This is a genomic window from Sphingomonas sp. BL-S-28, from assembly GCF_055521515.1.
In genome coordinates, this window is the sequence record NZ_CM145483.1 from 1034200 (window position 1) to 1050223 (window position 16024).

A 16024-nucleotide genomic window follows, 5' to 3' on the forward strand; every position below is an offset into this window, starting at 1 on the left:
TGGCACGCCCGCCGACTTGCGGCGCACCCTCCCCAAAACCTCCAGACCTGCGAGAAATCGTCCCATGCGCCCCATTCATATTGCCGCCCTCGCCTCTTTTGGCCTCGTGATTTCGCCGGCCTCCGCGCAGGTGAAGGACAGCCACGGAAATGCCCTGCGCGTGGGCTTGCCCGCCAAACCGGCAGCTGACTACAATGGCGGCACGATCAGCGCCGGCCGCCCGGCCAAATGCGTGCTGGACGGCGATGCGCCGCAAGTCTGCACGTTCTACCCTCGCAATGGAGACGGCAGCTTTGCTATCGATGTCGAAGGCATGGCCTACTATGCCGACAAGGTCTCGCCCGGCGAGATCATCGTCGACTACGACAATGGCGCCAGGATGGTTCCACAAGGCTCGTTCACGCGCAGCAAGCGCGATCCAGCCTGCTGGGTCCAGGGCAGCGATCGAAAAATCTGCGTTTATTGAACCCACCCCCCCGAAAGGGGAGAACGCGCCTGTCTGGCTCCCGCGTGCAAGCGCGTGAGGAATGCCGGTCCCCCAATTTACGCAGGGCAACAAAGGAGTGCCCATAAAACACTGACCGATAACCACTTTTGATGGTTGCACGCGGGCAGCGACCGGTCATAGTGCTCTTCTCCCCAAAAGGGAGAAGGGGCTGGAAGGTGCGACCCGAACCCAGCAACGGCGGCAGCTCATTCGACCCCCGAGCCGCCGCCGTCCCTTACCCCGCCTCTTCGCGGTCCAATCCGTCCCGACACCAGCGCGACGACGCACATGGAACCCTCCCCCGCTTTCACCGGTTGAAGCGAAGGAGGTCTTTTCCATGTCCGAGCAAAATACCGATGTCCGCGCTGTTTCCGAACTCGATCTCGGCCGATATCTCGGCACCTGGTTCGAAATCTGCCGCCTTCCCCTCAAATACGAGGATGCCAAGGCAACCGATATTACCGCCAATTACGCGCTGAACGAGGACGGCACCGTCCGCGTCGAGAACCGGCTCCTCGACGAGAATGGAAAACCCGACCGAGCAATCGGAAAAGCCGAGGCCACGGACGCGAGCAACGCAAAGCTCAAGGTCAGTTTCCTGCCCGAGTATCTGCGCTGGATTCCCTTCACCAAGGGCGACTACTGGGTACTGGCGATCACGCCCGATTACGAGACCGCGCTCGTCGGCACGCCGGACCGTCATCATCTCTGGGTTCTGTCGCGGACACCACACCCGCACCCGGAAACCGTTGAAGGCATGCTCGGGACAGCCACCGCCATGGGCTTCGACTTGTCCAAACTGATCTGGACCGAGCAAAGCGGAGCGTCCGTCCCCGCCAGCGCATTCGTGGATTGACCAAGCTGTTCAAGCACAGGCAGGCACGACTTTTGCGGTTCTAATAGCCACGCACCGGAACCGCATGACAACCATGATCCATCCGATCAAGGCAGATGAGAAACGGGCGTTCGGCTACCAGTAAAGCCGCGAGACGGACAAAGGAACTGCAAGGGCGGATAGAGACGGCGACATCATACTGTTGAAAACGATCTCAATTATCGATTTCAGCTTGCGCTTCGAGCGCATTGGTGGTTGCCGTGCGGCAGGTGCGATTCACATTTTCACGCGGGTAGCAAATTAAAATGATGAAGGACGTTCTACTGGAGCTGACGAGCGACATTGTCGCTGCGCATGTCACGAACAACGCCGTTTCCGCCGACCAGCTGCCGCAGATCATCGCAGCCGTCTACGGGTCGCTCGACCGGCTCGGGCAGCCGGCGGAGCCAATCGAGGAAGAACGCGTCCCTGCGGTCCCCATCAGGTCTTCCGTCAAGGCCGATGCCGTAGCTTGCCTGGAATGCGGGGCGAAGCAGAAGACGCTGAAGCGTCACCTCATGGCGCAGCACGGCCTTTCTCCAGAGGAATACCGCGCGCGCTGGAAGCTTGCTTCCGACTATCCGCTGGTTGCTTCCGACTACGCGGCCAAGCGCTCCCAGATGGCACACAGCATCGGGCTTGGCAGCAAGGGCGGCAGAAAAAAGCAGGGCGAAACGCCCATGCCCCTCACCGACAAGCCCGACAGCGAGGTGGCAAGCCCAACCCAAGGCAAGACCAAGCGCAAGCTTGGCATCAAGGCCGGCTGAGGGCGATCGGAGAGCGAGCCGGCGGTCCTGGCCGTTCAGCCGATGTCCTTGCCCATCAATGATCGGTACTCCCCCGCCGCCATCGACCGTGCATCGCGGACGAGGCGGCGGACCCGAGACTTGAGGGAATCCGATCCGCTGTCTCGCCCGGCACGCTCGGCCCCGTAAAAGGCTTCCACGATCTGCGCGATGCTTGCGCCTTCGGCAAGCGCATCGCCAACTCGCAGCGCGTCTGCGAAGCGCCCCATCCGGGGATCCGGCGGAAACAGCGAACGCACGAAGCGCCTGTGAGTGCACAGGGCCAGCAGACGCCTGAGTGGCTGGATCCGGGGGCGCAGGGAAGCCAAGCCCGCCAAGCCGTAATGTAAGACGACCGGCCCATCCTGGAGGGTCCCGGCAAGAACATCGAGCCGTATCCGGCACCTGCCGTCCGTCAGAGCAACGTGCTCGCAGCCTCCCGGGCCCGCAACCAAACTGAACCAAGAACGGAACCAGAGCGGGTCGACGGCATCAGGGTCGCCGACGCGTGCAAGCTGCGCCTCCACCGGAATTGCTCCGGGATCGAGTTGCGCGCTCCAGATAAGCTTGGCCCCGCAGGCGCCGACTGCGGGGTTCTCGGCGAAAGTGAAGTCCCCATTTTCGGGTCACCTCCCCATCAGCCCCTTCCCGGGTCGCCTCACTCGCACAGGCATACCATTCCACGTAGGCAGGGTCGCGGCGCAGCCATTCCCACATCAGGGCAGCACGATCGAGCTTGGCGAGGCGGCGGTATTGCGCAGCATCCCGCCAGTTCGGCGCGTTGCTGTCGTGGCCCGTCATAGATAGGGGCGGCCCACCCGCTGCACGCATGACAGTTGTGTGACACAAATCACATTGCGGCGCGGTAACCCTACGATAGCTTGCACGCTACGTAGAATCGCGGATCGCCAAGGGAATGAGGGCCCGAGGCGGTTTCGCCCCAAAGCGGAAAGGACGGCTCGACGCGTCCTGGCGGCTTGAGACGCCGCGAAGAGCCGTGTCAGCGCATGGGCGTCACTTTTGCGTACCGGAAATACAAGGAGCTCATCCAGACGGCCGAAAACTTGAGCAGTCTGGACCTCACTCTCTGCAATATTACCCGCGATGTCGGCTGCGACTACTACGCGATCGGCCACCACATAGATTGGGGATCGGGTCAATTGCAGGCCTTTCGGCTGCTCAACTACCCGAAGGAATGGATCGACTTTTACGATCGCAACGGCTTCGTGGGCCGCGATTTCGTGCACCGGGCGTCGGGCCGCACGCAAAATCCCTTCCTCTGGCGCGAAGCGGCAGAACTCGTTGAATACAGTGCCAACGACGAACGCTTCCTCAATCTTGCGCGGCATCATGGGGTCTATGACGGGTTTACCGTTCCCTCGAACGTACCCGGCGAATTCCTGGGCTCGTGCACGTTCGCCACGGCGCCGGGACGTTCGCTCAACGAGGATGGCCTCATCCTCGCCCGCCTGATCGCGCCGGAAGTCTTCGCCGCCGCCCGGCGGCTGGTCGGCCTTGCCGAAGTGATGCAATGCATCAACTCTCCGCTGGTGACCGAGCGCCAGCGCGAGTGCCTGATCTGGATGATGGCCGGCAAGACCGATTGGGAGACCGGCAAAATCCTCGGGATCAGCCATCAGACGGTCCGGCGCCATCTCAACGAGGCCGGCAGAAGGCTGGGAGCGCTGAACAGACCATTGCTGGCTTTCCTCGCATGTCGGAGCGGAGTGATCAGTTACCCCGAAGTGCCGTGCGGCCCCTATACACGGAAGCGTGCATAGCGCCGGGCGAATTTCGTAGGGCAGTTTTGCGAACCTTTTCAAAGGAGGTCCGCAATGATCCACTGCCTGTCCAACACTCCGAACGTAAGCCAGCACGCCGTCCTTCGAAACATGTTCGAGGCTCGCAAGCGCGTCTTCATCGACCTTCTGCGCTGGGACCTGCCCGTCCTTGCCGGCCGGTTCGAACTTGACCAGTTCGACAACGAAGCGGCGATGTACATCGTGCTTTCCGACAAGGATGGCGCCCACCGAGCATCGGCGCGCCTGCTGCCGACAACCAGGCCGCATATACTCGGCACCCTGTTCCCGGCCTGTGCGACGAGGCCATTCCCTCTGGTCCCACGACCCTGGAAATCACGCGGTTCTGCCTCGAACGCCGCTCCACTTCCGCCGAGCGGCGCGAAGCGAGGAACGAACTCGTGCATGCGCTCGTCGCCTTTGCGCTGGCAAACGGCATAGAACGCTATAGCGGGGTCGCCGATCTGCCCTGGCTGCGCCAGATCCTGGCTTTCGGCTGGCGATGCCGCCCGCTCGGCGCACCCAAGATCGTGGACGGCAAGACGCTCGGTGCGATGCTCATCGACATCGATGAGGACACCCCGACCCTGCTCGAGCGCGGCGGCATCTGCGCCCCGGCTCCGGCAGTTCATGGGGGCACGCACCATGTTCACTGAGCTATTGCCCCGCGAGGCAGGGCAGGATTTCGAGCGAGCTGACCGCCGCCCCGGGGAACAAGCAGGAATTCGGTTTCGCGATCAACTGATATGGCGCGACGCCTACGACAGGTTCGAGTATCTCGTCTACGCTGGCCGGAGGCTGCTCTCATGAACGCGGGCGCCACGGGAGAGCGGGTCTATGACAGGTTGAAGCACGCGATGGCATGCGGCTCCCTCGCCCCCGGCGCGCGGCTGGAACCTGCCCGCCTTGCGCAGGAGTTCAACAGCAGCGCGACGCCGATCCGCGATGCGCTGCATCGCCTGGCTGGCGAACGCCTCGTCGAAACGCGCGCGAGCGACGGCTTTCACGTGCCGGCCGTCACCGAGATCGGCCTGCGCGATCTTTACCGGTGGAACGACGAACTCGTGCGAACCGCCCTGCGCTTGAGCCAGGGATCATACCGGCCGCTCAGTCCCCCGACGGATCCGGTCGACGCAGCCGACGTGTTCGCATCCATTGCGGCGAGATCGCGAAACGCCGAGATCGTCATGCAGGTCGCATTGGCCAATGCCCGGCTCGCCTATGTTCGCCAGATCGAATCGAGCATAGTCGAAGACACTGCCGGCGAGATTCGGGCCATCAATATAGCCCTGAGCCAAAGCACAAGGTCGACTAAACCGCTAATTCACGAGTACCACAAGGCCAGGATCTCAATCGTTCCAAAATTAATAACCTCGATTTTTCAAATCACCCAATCTCGCAAATAACATTCGATCTATATTAGCGATATATATTTCATATATTCACAAGAGCGCCATAAACTTCTCGTTACCGCAATCCCGCGGTGATTGAACGAGGAGAAGTGACATGGAACGAAATGACGACGTGATCGAGCTTGGCACCGCCAGCATCGAAACCCAGGGCCACGGCGGCCTCAATCCGGATCTCAGCATCGGCGATCCGGTCATGGGTCTCGCCGAAGACTGAGCAAGAGGGATGCGTGATACGGTCACGCATCCCTTTCGGCATTCCCTGACTGTCGGATCATCGTCATGGCCTTTGCACTGCACGGCGGCCTGTCCTTCTGCATCACCGAAGACAGGTTCGTTTTCCTCGATCTTCCCTCCGATCGCTATTTCTGCCTTTCGCCCGCAATCGAAGCGGATTTTCGCAGGCGCATCGCAGAGCCGCCAGCCCACGATATCACTTCGCAGCCCTTGCAGGTCGGGAACCTGACCATCTCGAGAGAGTGTGTGGGCGCCATTACCGAGTGCAATGCGCCGCCTGTCACGAGCACGCTCTTTGGCGAAAACGAGAGTTCGACAGCGCGCGGTAGCCTCGTCGCCATCTCCTGGATATTGAGGAGCAGGCTGCAGTTGAAGCTGCTCGGCCTCGCTGGAACGATAGCGCATCTGGCGCAGCGCAAGACATCCTTGCAAGAGGACTGCGCCAGCGAAATTACTGAGGCGTGCTTCAAGCGCAAACTCTCCCATGTCGCCGGCTCATTCGAAACGGCATCGGCGTTCATCGACACGCATGAGCGGTGCCTTGTCTGGTCCCTTGCCATCGCGCATCGCCTGCTTTCCCTCGAAATAAAGCCGCTACTGGTGCTCGGCGTACGCCTGACCCCATTCGCGGCACATGCGTGGGTTCAAGTGGGCGGAACCCTGATCAACGAGCGCCCCGAGAGGACGGACAGGTTCACGCCGATCCTGATCGTATGAGGTCCGGTCGCTTCCTTGCCGGCGTTTTGCTTGCAGAGCCTGAACGCCAAAGATTGTTGGCCGCCGCTGCCGCCAACGACCTCGTAATCGTTTTCGAAACGCCCGAGGTGATCGTTGCGGCTAGCAGTTCGACATCGATTACCGACCTCGGCGAAGATGGGATAATCCTTGGAGCGCTTTATCAGTCCGGCACACACCAGGCGTTGCAATCGGTCTCGGCCGAAGCGCATCGCGCCATTGCCAAATCCGCGGGCACGAGGTTGTTCGAGGCGTTCTGGGGCGCCTACCTGGGCATCGTAAGACTTCAGGGCGGCGCTGCATTGGTACGCGCTCCGTTCGGCGCCCTGCCCTGCCTGTTTATGCGCTCCGGCTCCGGTGCAATCGCCGGATCGGATATCGACCTGATCAGCGCCGCAAACGGGCAACCTTTCATCCTCGATTTCGAAGCGATCGGGCGGCAATTGGTGTTTGCCGACATGCGCCTTCATACCACGTCGCTCAACGGGATCGAGGAGCTCCGGGGCGGATCCCGGTTGCTCATAGAGCAAGCCCGGATCCGTCTTGAGGATATATGGTCGCCTTGGTCCTTCGTCACGGCGAGGCGCAGTATCGACGATCTCGAGGATGCCACGCGCCGACTTCGACAGCTTTGCATAGCTTCGGTCGCCACGCAGACTTCGCGGCTCTCCAATCCTCTCCTGATGCTTTCAGGTGGGCTCGATTCCTCGGTCCTTGCTGCGAGCCTTGCCGCCGACGGGCGCAGCTTCTCCTGCCTCAACCTGGCAACACGGGATCATGGCGGCGACGAAAGGGACTTTGCCCGCAGGGTTGCCGGACACATCGATCGCCGGCTCGTGGAACGACCAATGGCGGTCCCCGAATACGACTTCACGCGCATCGGTGCTGCACGCACGCCCCGGGCGGTAGCGAGAGGTTATCAGCAATTGGCCTTCGAGATGGCCTCGCAGGTGGCCGAAGAACTGGAATGCGACGGCATTATCGACGGCGGCGGGGGCGATAATGTGTTCTGCTCACTGCGTTCCGTATCGTTCGCCGCCGACTGCCTCATGGATCCGGGCGGGCTGCGCCATTTCCGCAGGGTATGCGGCGATATCGGGCAGCTGGCAGGAGTGTCGCGCTGGCGGATCGGCTGGAAAGCGCGGCGACGCGCATGGGCGGGACCTCGCCCCTACAAGTTGCAAGCGGACACCCGCCTGCTGGCGCGGGACTTTCAACCACAAGCAACCGAAAACGAGAGCCATCCCTGGCTCTTGCCGCCCGATGACGCGCTCCCGGGGCGCGGTGCCCACATTGCAATCCTTATTGCCGCACAAGGCTACGTCGAAGATGGCCCACACGGCACCAAAATGAACTGCATAGCTCCGCTGGTGACCCAGCCCCTGATCGAGCATTGCCTCGCCATTCCCAGTTGGCACTGGTTTGCACGTGGCAACAACCGCGCAGCGGTACGGAGCGCCTTCGAGAGCGTCCTGCCGCCCGTAGTCGCGTGGCGACATGGCAAAGGCAATCCCGAAAGCTTCCTGTTCGGGCTCCTTGAGAGGAACAGGAAAGCCATGACCGAGCATCTTCTTGACGGTGTTCTGGCGAGCGCGGGCGTGATCGACACGGCCGCACTCGCCAGAGCGCTAAGGGACACGGAGCGCCTGAAGGGAACGATCTACGGGCGGATCCTGCAACTGGTCGACGCGGAATCCTGGGCGCGGGGGATCATGGCGAGTTAGCCGCACGGGCCGTACCTTTGGCGGCGCCATTTCCAGCATCCCGTGCCGCGCGAAGCTTGTCCCAGCGTGCATATTGGTCCCGCTTCGCCGGATCGGGATCGCGCCGTCCCTGGAGCCAATAGGCGAACCAGTCGATACTGCGCCGGTAGACCGCCAGACGGTGCGCAGGCTGCCACTTGTCGTGGTACTCGTCGGGATAGACGAACATCTCGGCGGGTTTGCCGGCTTCCCGAAGGGCTCCGAACGCAGGAAGGGCCAGATGGCTTTCCCGATCGGCAAGCTGCATGAGGATCGGCGTGTCGATCTTGCGCGCGTTCACCGAAAGCGACACCGGCCGCCAATAGTCGCGATCGTTGTCTACCGATGGCGGTAAACCGATCTTGATGTTGTGATCGCCCCACGCGAAGCCGCCCAGCACCATCGAACTCAGCATGTCGTCGCAGCAGGTGCTCATCGCGGCCGCAGCGAAGCGCCGCGAATTGACGAGCGCGAATTCGATCGTCGAAGCCCCGTCGCTGAGCCCGCTGATGCCGATCCGGTCAGGATCGACGAAACCCGTCGCGACGGCCTTATCGACACCGCGATCCAGCGCGGAGAAGATGCTGCGCCGCTCTGCCCAGTCCTTGAACTGTGCGGTCAGGGCCTCGTCCCAATCCGTCACGCCGGGGGTTATCGTCGACACGCTCGGCGGGCGTTCGAAGCTCAGGACAGCGAAGCCTTTGGCGGCAAGCGGGAAGACCGGATAGTCATCCCCGGTGCCACCGCGCAGGAATCCCATGCTGTGGTATTGTGTGATGACCAGGGGCAGCCGCGACTTCCCATCATAGCCCGGCGGCAGCACGAGGTCCGCCCAGGCAGGTAGCCCGCGATCGTTGGTCCAGCGCAGCCGCTGAACCTTGCCCAGCCTGAACCGGGCAAATTCGGGATTGGGATCGAACACGGTGCGGCTCTTGCCTGACTTCAGATCGATCGCAACGACACGCCGGGGCGTAACGGCATTCTCCCGGCCGCAGACCAGTTCGCGTCCCGCGAGGAGGCATCCGGTGAGAGCATCCAGCGTACGCGTGATCAAACTCACGCGGCCTGCCCCCGGCGTCCAGCGATAGAGCGCCCATTCTTCGTTATTCCACCCTTGGCGGCGCAGGAACACCAAAGAAGTACCCGCGCTGTCCCACCAGCTCTGAACGATGCGTCCAGCACATTCTGCCTGCGAGCAAGGCTGCTTCTCACTTCCGGGAAGCACAGCCCAAAGCCTCTGATCGCTTCCCGGATTGGCGCCCACGCGCTCGGTCCATGCCGACGCGCCGTTTGCCGCGCGCTCTTCCACCTCATAGAAGCCCCCGACAGCGGGCGCGGGGATCACGCGCAAGCGTTCGTCCTCGCTTGCCGCCCTCGTCGCACCGCTCAGGAGTTCGACCGTGAACGCCACGGGCGGAATGTCCTGAACCCAGGCGCGTGGATCCCAGGACTCGTTGGGGAGAATGCTCGAGTCATAGAGCCATCCGGAGCGACCAGCCTCCTCCGTCCGGCGTCTAGACTCGAGCTCTCCTGGCCTGGCGAGGTAGGTTAATTGCGACCCGTCGGGCGACCAGGAGAAATCTTCGACATCGATCTCGGAATGCGTCGCGGCAACAGCTTCACTGCCATCGGCTTTCGCGAGGTAGATCTGCGTCACACCGTCCACCTTCTTGCGAAAGGCGATGCTCTTGCCGTCGGGCGACCAGACTGGAGTTATCAGTTCGGAGACACCCGAAGTGATGTAGAGACCGCGATAGACGCCTCTCGACAAAGGGAGAGCGCCTCCGATTTCCACTACACGCGCTGGCCCCCGGCTGCGGACATTCCTTCCATCCACCGGCACAACCACAAGCGCACTGCAGATCGTGTTGTTGGTGGGCTCACTGCGCGTCACCACGAAGGCGAGACGCCGTCCGTCCGGCGAAAGCGCGAACGGCGAGACCTTTCCGGATATGGCATCCGGAAAGCCGATCCCGCGGACCCGGACAAGGTCCTCGGGCGATACGTCGCGATGCTCGTTCGCTGCTGCCTGGGCTTGGGCTGGCAACACGTCTTCGCAGGAAGCGAGCGCCGGCTCTGCAGCAAAGCTCGCGATGGCAAGCGCGAGCAGGCTGGTCATCGTCCTCACCATTTCTTGGTGACCGTCAGGCTGACGACGCGCCCGAAAGGCGAGTAGTTCGTGCTGTCGTAGGGCGGGTCCATGTAACTGCTCGTGGCGATCGTATCAGGCTTGTCGTTGAAGGCGTTCTGCAACGAGAAGACCACGTCGATGCCGGCAAGCAGGCCATGTTCCTCGCCCGTTCGGTACCGCACCGTGAAATCGACCGGTGCCATGCTCGCAACGTTCACCGGGGTTGCAGTACGCTTGTCCTCCACCGAGCCGATATAATTGACAGCAGCGGTGAGCGTGATGCCTCCCCTCGCCCAGCCGAGCTCGCCGCGCCCGCGGAAATGCGGCGGATTGAATAGGGTACCCGCGAGCCGGGTGAAGGCCTGCCCCGCCTGGATCTGCTGCTCACTGTGGATATAGCTGCCGTTGATCGCGGCGGTCAGCCGACCTTCGGCGAGATCGAAGCTATAGCGTCCCAGGACATCGATACCGTAGATGTTCTGCCGCCCGGCGTTGATGTTGGAATTGTCGATGATTGCGACGACACTGGCGGGATCGTAGGCTGACGTCGTCGCGTTCGTGAACGACACCAGTCGGTCGATGACCGAGGCCTGCGTCGCGGCATCGGGATTGAGCGTCACGTAATCCGCGTAGGCTGGATTGGTCAGAGCCAGCCGGGGATAGGCCATCGGCGTGACAATCCGGTTCCGGTAGCGATTGTTGAAATAGCTTACCTCGAGTTCCGCTCCGTCCAGCGCCGCCGGATGCAAGGCCATGGTCGCCGACCAGTTGGTCGAGCGCTCGGGCTTGAGATCGGGATTGCCGCCGACAACATAGATGGCCGTTCCCGTCGTGCCGCCGAAGGTGGCGGCGCTGTAGAGATAGCCGGGCATCGGCATGTACTGCTCGTAGAAGGTCGGCGCGCGGAAGGACTTGCCCCAGCTGGCCTTGAGCGTGACAGCGGACAGCGGCGCGTAAATGAGGCCCAGCTTTGGTGTGGTGACCGAGCCGACGTTGGAATAATGCTCGTAGCGCGCAGCGAGACTCAGATCGAGGCTTTTGCCCAAGGCTGATTGCTGAACCGGCGCGATGACCGGAATGCTGAGCTCGCCGAAGGCGTAATAGCTGTCGCGCGTCTCGTCGACATGCTCGGTCAGGCCGCGGTAGGTTTTGCGAACGAACTTGTCCTGGCGAAAGCCGCCGCCAAGCGCGACCTTCAGCGGTCCCGCCGGCAGATCGACAAGCTTGCCGTTGCCGCTCAGCTCGACGTTGGCGGTCTCGTTGCGATAAAACCCGTAACCGGCGTTCGACGCCGAGGTGCCATAAGTGAAGGTCCCCTCGTAGTAGACCCTGTTCCAGCCGTAGCTTCCTCCCAGCGTGACTTCCCAGTCGGCGGGTAGTTCAAGCCGAAGCGAAGGAGCGACCGCCCAGGACTCGGCTTTCTGCAACAAGTCGTACCGGCTCACAGAAAGGTCACCCGCGGCATTGAGCGGCATCGTCTGCTCGCGCCGCCGCTTGTTGTAGATGCCGTCGAGATCGAAGGTCAGGCCGGGCGCCAGTTCCTGCTGCACCGTGATCGCCGCATTGTGATGGCGCATGGCCGGATAGACTTCGAGCCCTGGTGACCGGTTCTGCAGATAGGAGCGCTGGCTCGACCAGATGCCGGAATTGCTTCCATATTCGGCGGAAACCATCGCGCTGCCGGACGACCAGACCTGACCGAACGTCGCTCCGTACTGCTGCTGGAAATTGCCGCCATCGGTCGAACTTCCGATCCGCGCCGTTGTCTCGAGGCCGTCGAAATTGCGGCGTAGGATGATGTTGGCGACCCCCGCCACCGCATCCGAACCGAACAAGGCCGAGGAACCGTCAGGCACCACATCGAGCCGTTCGATGGCGCCGAACGGTATCGCCGAAACATCGACACTCTGGATGGCCGCATCGAAGCTCATGCGGCGGCCATCGAGCAATGTCAGCGTGGCATCGCTGCCGAGCCCGCGCAAGTTGATGGAAGCGCCGCCTCCCATGTCGGCGCTCTTGCCGCCGGTTACATTGCCGCCAATGCCGGGATTCTGACCGCCGGAGAAGTTCTGCGGAATGGCGCGGATGACGTCGGCCGCGCTCGACTGCCCGGCATCGCGCATCCCTTCCCGTCCGTAAGTCAGCTGTACCGAGGCCACCGGGGCGCCGCGGATGCGCGATCCCGTCACGACAATGCCGCTATCATCGGCATCGCTTGCGGCACGCTTGCTGACGATCACGCCGCCGCCAGATGGACTGAACTTCAGACCTGTGCCCGCAAGGACAGAGGCGATCGCTTCCTCAAAGGTCAGGTTGCCATCAACGGCGCCTGCAAGCCGATCGCTGACGACCGCATCATCGGCGCTGACATTGCGGCCAAAAATGCGCCCAATGTCGCGCAGTGATGCGGACAGCGCTTGCGCCGGAAGATGGACCTCGACCCTCGTATCGGCTTTCGCAGCAGCCGGCGCACAGATCATCGTTGCGGCCGCAGTCATACTGCAGCACGCCAGTAGGTGATAACGCACTTGTGTACCTCCGTCCCCGAGGACTGCTCTCAGCAGAACCCTTCGGAGGCGAAGCGCCGTCCTTGAAGAAACACCCTACGCTTCGTGAGAAATTTTTTTTGCAAGCCCGCAGGTCATGCTCCCACAATCGCAAAACTGCCGTCCGCGCGCGTTTCGAAGCCAAGACCGAAGGTGCCTGCCAGTTGCCGAGCAAAGCTTTCCGGATCCGATCGCCTGAAGGCGCCGGTGACTTTCATGGGATGGGTCGATGATGCCTCGTAGAGGACAGGAGTGGGAGCAGTGCGGTTGAAGGCAGCAACGGCCTGACCGATTTCCACTCCGTCGAGAACAAGCATGTCGTTGGGCCACTGGCTATCGGCAACGACGATCGGCGTGGCGTCTCCGACAGAACCGCCTTCGATCGCGATGCTCCGGCCGGCTGCCAGTTCTTCACGCTTGCGACCATGCCCGCCGCCGGCATCGCGCACTTCGACAGCGCCCTGTAGCAGAGTGACCCTCACAACAGTCTGCGCAAGTTCCACGTCAAAGAGTGTACCGTGGGCAATTACCCTCCCCGCCCCTGCCTCAACGACGAATGGCCGCGCCTTTTCGTGTGCCACGGAGAAGCGGGCCCTCCCGGCAAGCAACCGCAAACGCCGCTGCTGCCCATCGAAGGAAATCTGCATCCGCGCACCCCGGTCCAGGATTACCGTCGACCCGTCCGGAAGAGATACATGCCGCGGGGGCTCCTCCAGCGAAGCCACCTCCATTCGGGATACCGCGTCCGGCACGTCCCAACTGCGATGCTTGAGGACGGGAACAAGCACCCCCAGGAGTATGACGCCGGCGGCAGCTGCCGCGTATTTTCGGTATGAAGTTCGCAACAGCCAAGGTGTCGCGATACCAAGATCCCTGTTGCGGACAGTGCCGGTGCTGGCAAGAAACATGGTCGTGTCGAATGACCGCACCCTGCGATCATATGCCTCTGCATGCGCGGGAAAAGCACGCCATTCATCGAACTCGGCGCGGAAGCTTTCTGCGTCCGATCGCCGCATCCGAATGAACCAGTCGTCGGCTTCCTGCTCGAGGCTCATTCCATCCCCATTGATTTCCTGCCCGGCATCATGGCTCGAGCCTTCGAGTGATATGCCCGATCGCCCGGCTCATGTGCTTCTCGACGGTCTTTACGCTCAGCCCCGTCCGCGCCGCAATCTCTCCGTAGGTGAAGCCATCGAAGCGGTGAGCGAGGAAGATTTCGCGCGTGCGTGGCGCCAGTTCCGCCATGATCGCCTCTAGCCGGGCAAGCATGTCGCGCGCTTCGGATGAAGCGACGCCATCAACGTCGGCGATCGGGACATCATCCGAACACACATGGAGGTTTGCACAGCGACGCCGGTCGTAACGCGCCTCGCTCCGGATCAGATTGATCGTCGCCTGGCGCAAGTATGCGTCGGGCGCCTCCACCTCCAACGGATTTGCCTGCCCCCGTGCCGCCAGCCGCGCGAACAGCTGCTGGACGATGTCCGGAGCGCGATCAGGCTGGGTGTGCAGCATTGCAAAGCGCACAAGCTTGGCGCGATGGGAACGGTAGAGCCGGTCGATCCAGTTTCCTTTCGGGAATTGAACCCGATCTTCAGGTGGCAAAGGGTCACCGTCCGCGATCCTTGGCAGACAATCCTCATCAATATTCAGGCGCATGAAATCGCCCCACCTGTCACGAAACAGGTTTCGACTGCGCGCATCAAGGGCGCGCTCATCTTGCCCAAATCCACGGGCAACTCTCCAGCCGGAGACCGCACGGCGAACGCCGGGCGGGGCCAACACTTGGAATCGATTACCGGCGTCTTTAGCCTGAGGCCTGGACATTCACACCAGCGGCCCGGATGCACGCACCGAGCGATTATTCCTGCAAGGCAGTTGGTTCGCCTTCACGCCCTTTGCAGGGCGCGTTTGCAATCTTACGGATGGAACCCTTCAAGGCAAGCCGCAGTTATGATGAAAAATGCCGGGCGTGAGGGATTACCATTGTCTTGAGACAAGGGCCAAGACCTTTAGCCACAGAGGACCTGAACATACGTCTCGGCCACCCGGACAATTCCAGACCGTTCGGCGACGCGATCGTTTTTGATGGCAGCTTCCATTTCCATCCGGCGCGACGCAAAACGCTCTCAACGTTATTGAGTTTGGGTCGCCGCCTCGACCAATAATATCATGCCTCTTAAAACGGCGCACACAGAATTAATTTTTTGAAACCGCCTGCAGGGGGCCTCGGTATCCATTTTCGATGCTGGATTTCGGGCATTATGGCAATTGCTTACGACATATTGTTGAGCATATTCTGGCTTCGGATCACTTCGCATTTTACTGTCTCTGTCATCCGATTTCAGCCGATTAACATAATTTATGTTATCTGTTCCGGCACATTTAAGCGGGTGGATTCAGCCGCCAAGCGGCGGTCCCAGTCTGGGAAAGGCCATAACCGACCCCGCCTGGCTGCCAGTCGAACGCGAGCGTACCGGAAAACCACACCGCTTTGCGTCTGGATCCCCGCACCTCAAACACATCGCCTGTCAGAAAGGCTTTGGTTGCGTTCTAGGTGAGACGCCCGCCGATCGTGCCGGCGGGCGGCGGAGTGTAGAGAATCTGGGCTACTCGCTTAGCGTGCGCGAACATGCGTAAGGTTCGCAAAGCCGGCAGCGATTTGGGCAATTTCACCCAGCAAGCGGCATCTGGAGCCTGATCGCCGCCGTGAATTGCGAGGCCAGATCGAAAGTCATGCCCTCGCGCAGCCATTGAACGGTCAAACCATCCATCAACGCCAATATGCTGCGGGCAGTTGAAGCTGGGTCGTCGCAAAAGTGCTGGAGTGCAACAGCCAGCCTGTCCTGTCGCATGGCTTCGTGCGCGATGAAGTAGTCGTGCGCCGGGTGGTTCGCGCTGAGCGTCTCGGCCTGCAGCATGATGTGCATCCGCACCATTTCGACATCGGCAGTGTCGCTTTCCATGACCTTACGAAGCGAGTCTATAAAGGCCGCTCGGTCGTGCCGATCTGTCGCAGAGGCTTTGCGCCGGGCAATCCACGTCTTCATGTCGCGCAAGTGACGCTCGGTACGGTCCTGCAGCAGTTCGATAAGAATTTGCTCCTTGCTGTCGAAGTGGTGAAGGAGCCCCGCTTTCGTCAGCCCGCAGCGATCGGAGAGTTCCTGCAAGGCGAAACCGTTGTATCCTCGCTCGCCGATGAGGCGCTGCGCTTCGTCCATGATCTGCACACGGCGTATGGCACCGTCGATGCGCACAATCTTGCGACCTGATTTCATT

Annotated in this window: 17 protein-coding genes; 10 read left to right on the plus strand and 7 right to left on the minus strand. The window is 61.7% G+C overall.

Features of this window, described 5'->3' with window-relative positions; translation table 11 throughout:
• Nucleotides 1-64: 64 nt before the first annotated feature.
• The 3 genes from ACZ1JC_RS04455 (at nucleotide 65) to ACZ1JC_RS04465 (ending at nucleotide 2128) form a co-directional block, all read left to right on the plus strand.
• Nucleotides 65-466, plus strand: a complete 402-nt coding sequence (locus ACZ1JC_RS04455; RefSeq protein WP_465139121.1) for a hypothetical protein — start codon at nucleotides 65-67, stop codon at nucleotides 464-466.
• 358 nt (nucleotides 467-824) lie between these two features.
• Complete coding sequence (locus ACZ1JC_RS04460) at nucleotides 825-1343, plus strand: lipocalin family protein (RefSeq protein WP_465139120.1); 519 nt, start codon at nucleotides 825-827, stop codon at nucleotides 1341-1343.
• Nucleotides 1344-1627: 284 nt separating this feature from the next.
• The gene (locus ACZ1JC_RS04465; RefSeq protein ID WP_465139119.1) at nucleotides 1628-2128 is read left to right on the plus strand and encodes a Ros/MucR family transcriptional regulator; all 501 of its coding nucleotides are present in this window, start codon (nucleotides 1628-1630) and stop codon (nucleotides 2126-2128) included.
• Between the two features lie 35 nt (nucleotides 2129-2163).
• Here the strand turns inward: ACZ1JC_RS04465 and ACZ1JC_RS04470 are convergent, their stop codons facing one another.
• On the minus strand, nucleotides 2164-2673 hold the full coding sequence (locus ACZ1JC_RS04470) for a DNA -binding domain-containing protein (protein ID WP_465139118.1): 510 nt from the start codon (nucleotides 2671-2673) through the stop codon (nucleotides 2164-2166).
• The gene (locus ACZ1JC_RS04475; RefSeq protein ID WP_465149060.1) at nucleotides 2639-2977 is read right to left on the minus strand and encodes a transcriptional regulator domain-containing protein; all 339 of its coding nucleotides are present in this window, start codon (nucleotides 2975-2977) and stop codon (nucleotides 2639-2641) included. The genes ACZ1JC_RS04470 and ACZ1JC_RS04475 overlap by 35 nt, the downstream gene beginning before the upstream one ends.
• A gap of 176 nt (nucleotides 2978-3153) precedes the next feature.
• Here ACZ1JC_RS04475 and ACZ1JC_RS04480 point away from each other — a divergent pair, with 176 nt between their 5' ends.
• The 7 genes from ACZ1JC_RS04480 (at nucleotide 3154) to ACZ1JC_RS04510 (ending at nucleotide 8050) form a co-directional block, all read left to right on the plus strand.
• On the plus strand, nucleotides 3154-3927 hold the full coding sequence (locus ACZ1JC_RS04480; protein WP_465139116.1) for a LuxR family transcriptional regulator: 774 nt from the start codon (nucleotides 3154-3156) through the stop codon (nucleotides 3925-3927).
• A gap of 111 nt (nucleotides 3928-4038) precedes the next feature.
• Nucleotides 4039-4386 carry an acyl-homoserine-lactone synthase gene (locus ACZ1JC_RS04485; protein ID WP_465149793.1) on the plus strand — a complete coding sequence of 116 codons (348 nt, stop codon included), beginning with the start codon at nucleotides 4039-4041 and terminating at the stop codon, nucleotides 4384-4386.
• Nucleotides 4347-4601 carry a hypothetical protein gene (locus tag ACZ1JC_RS04490; protein ID WP_465139114.1) on the plus strand — a complete coding sequence of 85 codons (255 nt, stop codon included), beginning with the start codon at nucleotides 4347-4349 and terminating at the stop codon, nucleotides 4599-4601. Before ACZ1JC_RS04485 ends, ACZ1JC_RS04490 begins: the two co-directional genes overlap by 40 nt.
• Nucleotides 4602-4751: 150 nt before the next feature.
• Complete coding sequence (locus ACZ1JC_RS04495) at nucleotides 4752-5351, plus strand: GntR family transcriptional regulator (protein ID WP_465139113.1); 600 nt, start codon at nucleotides 4752-4754, stop codon at nucleotides 5349-5351.
• A 100-nt stretch (nucleotides 5352-5451) separates the two neighbouring features.
• Nucleotides 5452-5571, plus strand: coding sequence for a benenodin family lasso peptide (locus ACZ1JC_RS04500; protein ID WP_465139112.1), 120 nt, complete (start codon nucleotides 5452-5454; stop codon nucleotides 5569-5571).
• A 65-nt stretch (nucleotides 5572-5636) separates the two neighbouring features.
• Entirely contained in the window at nucleotides 5637-6308 is a 672-nt protein-coding gene (locus tag ACZ1JC_RS04505; RefSeq protein ID WP_465139111.1) for a lasso peptide biosynthesis B2 protein, read from the plus strand.
• A 56-nt stretch (nucleotides 6309-6364) separates the two neighbouring features.
• On the plus strand, nucleotides 6365-8050 hold the full coding sequence (locus tag ACZ1JC_RS04510; protein WP_465139110.1) for an asparagine synthase-related protein: 1686 nt from the start codon (nucleotides 6365-6367) through the stop codon (nucleotides 8048-8050).
• Here ACZ1JC_RS04510 and ACZ1JC_RS04515 read toward each other — a convergent pair.
• The 5 genes from ACZ1JC_RS04515 to ACZ1JC_RS04535 all read right to left on the minus strand — a co-directional run bounded on the left by ACZ1JC_RS04515 (nucleotide 8037) and on the right by ACZ1JC_RS04535 (nucleotide 16023).
• Nucleotides 8037-10187, minus strand: a complete 2151-nt coding sequence (locus tag ACZ1JC_RS04515; RefSeq protein WP_465139109.1) for an Atxe2 family lasso peptide isopeptidase — start codon at nucleotides 10185-10187, stop codon at nucleotides 8037-8039. The two genes, ACZ1JC_RS04510 and ACZ1JC_RS04515, sit on opposite strands and share 14 nt — an antisense overlap.
• Nucleotides 10188-10192: 5 nt before the next feature.
• Entirely contained in the window at nucleotides 10193-12697 is a 2505-nt protein-coding gene (locus ACZ1JC_RS04520; RefSeq protein WP_465139108.1) for a TonB-dependent receptor domain-containing protein, read from the minus strand.
• A 143-nt stretch (nucleotides 12698-12840) separates the two neighbouring features.
• The gene (locus ACZ1JC_RS04525; protein WP_465139107.1) at nucleotides 12841-13800 is read right to left on the minus strand and encodes a FecR family protein; all 960 of its coding nucleotides are present in this window, start codon (nucleotides 13798-13800) and stop codon (nucleotides 12841-12843) included.
• 28 nt (nucleotides 13801-13828) lie between these two features.
• The gene (locus ACZ1JC_RS04530; RefSeq protein ID WP_465139106.1) at nucleotides 13829-14572 is read right to left on the minus strand and encodes an RNA polymerase sigma factor; all 744 of its coding nucleotides are present in this window, start codon (nucleotides 14570-14572) and stop codon (nucleotides 13829-13831) included.
• Nucleotides 14573-15417: 845 nt separating this feature from the next.
• Nucleotides 15418-16023, minus strand: coding sequence for a TetR/AcrR family transcriptional regulator (locus ACZ1JC_RS04535; protein ID WP_465139105.1), 606 nt, complete (start codon nucleotides 16021-16023; stop codon nucleotides 15418-15420).
• Nucleotide 16024 lies beyond the last annotated feature (1 nt).

What these genes read in the sequence shown, in the direction of transcription:
- ACZ1JC_RS04480 (WP_465139116.1), top strand. Translation starts at nt 3,154, where the DNA reads ATGGGCGTCACTTTTGCGTACCGGAAATACAAGGAGCTCATCCAGACG.
- ACZ1JC_RS04530 (WP_465139106.1), bottom strand. Translation starts at nt 14,572, where the DNA reads ATGTCCAGGCCTCAGGCTAAAGACGCCGGTAATCGATTCCAAGTGTTG.
- ACZ1JC_RS04455 (WP_465139121.1), top strand. Translation starts at nt 65, where the DNA reads ATGCGCCCCATTCATATTGCCGCCCTCGCCTCTTTTGGCCTCGTGATT.
- ACZ1JC_RS04485 (WP_465149793.1), top strand. Translation starts at nt 4,039, where the DNA reads ATGTTCGAGGCTCGCAAGCGCGTCTTCATCGACCTTCTGCGCTGGGAC.
- ACZ1JC_RS04460 (WP_465139120.1), top strand. Translation starts at nt 825, where the DNA reads ATGTCCGAGCAAAATACCGATGTCCGCGCTGTTTCCGAACTCGATCTC.
- ACZ1JC_RS04525 (WP_465139107.1), bottom strand. Translation starts at nt 13,800, where the DNA reads ATGAGCCTCGAGCAGGAAGCCGACGACTGGTTCATTCGGATGCGGCGA.
- ACZ1JC_RS04500 (WP_465139112.1), top strand. Translation starts at nt 5,452, where the DNA reads ATGGAACGAAATGACGACGTGATCGAGCTTGGCACCGCCAGCATCGAA.
- ACZ1JC_RS04505 (WP_465139111.1), top strand. Translation starts at nt 5,637, where the DNA reads ATGGCCTTTGCACTGCACGGCGGCCTGTCCTTCTGCATCACCGAAGAC.
- ACZ1JC_RS04495 (WP_465139113.1), top strand. Translation starts at nt 4,752, where the DNA reads ATGAACGCGGGCGCCACGGGAGAGCGGGTCTATGACAGGTTGAAGCAC.
- ACZ1JC_RS04520 (WP_465139108.1), bottom strand. Translation starts at nt 12,697, where the DNA reads ATGACTGCGGCCGCAACGATGATCTGTGCGCCGGCTGCTGCGAAAGCC.
- ACZ1JC_RS04475 (WP_465149060.1), bottom strand. Translation starts at nt 2,977, where the DNA reads ATGCGTGCAGCGGGTGGGCCGCCCCTATCTATGACGGGCCACGACAGC.
- ACZ1JC_RS04515 (WP_465139109.1), bottom strand. Translation starts at nt 10,187, where the DNA reads ATGACCAGCCTGCTCGCGCTTGCCATCGCGAGCTTTGCTGCAGAGCCG.
- ACZ1JC_RS04535 (WP_465139105.1), bottom strand. Translation starts at nt 16,023, where the DNA reads ATGAAATCAGGTCGCAAGATTGTGCGCATCGACGGTGCCATACGCCGT.
- ACZ1JC_RS04465 (WP_465139119.1), top strand. Translation starts at nt 1,628, where the DNA reads ATGATGAAGGACGTTCTACTGGAGCTGACGAGCGACATTGTCGCTGCG.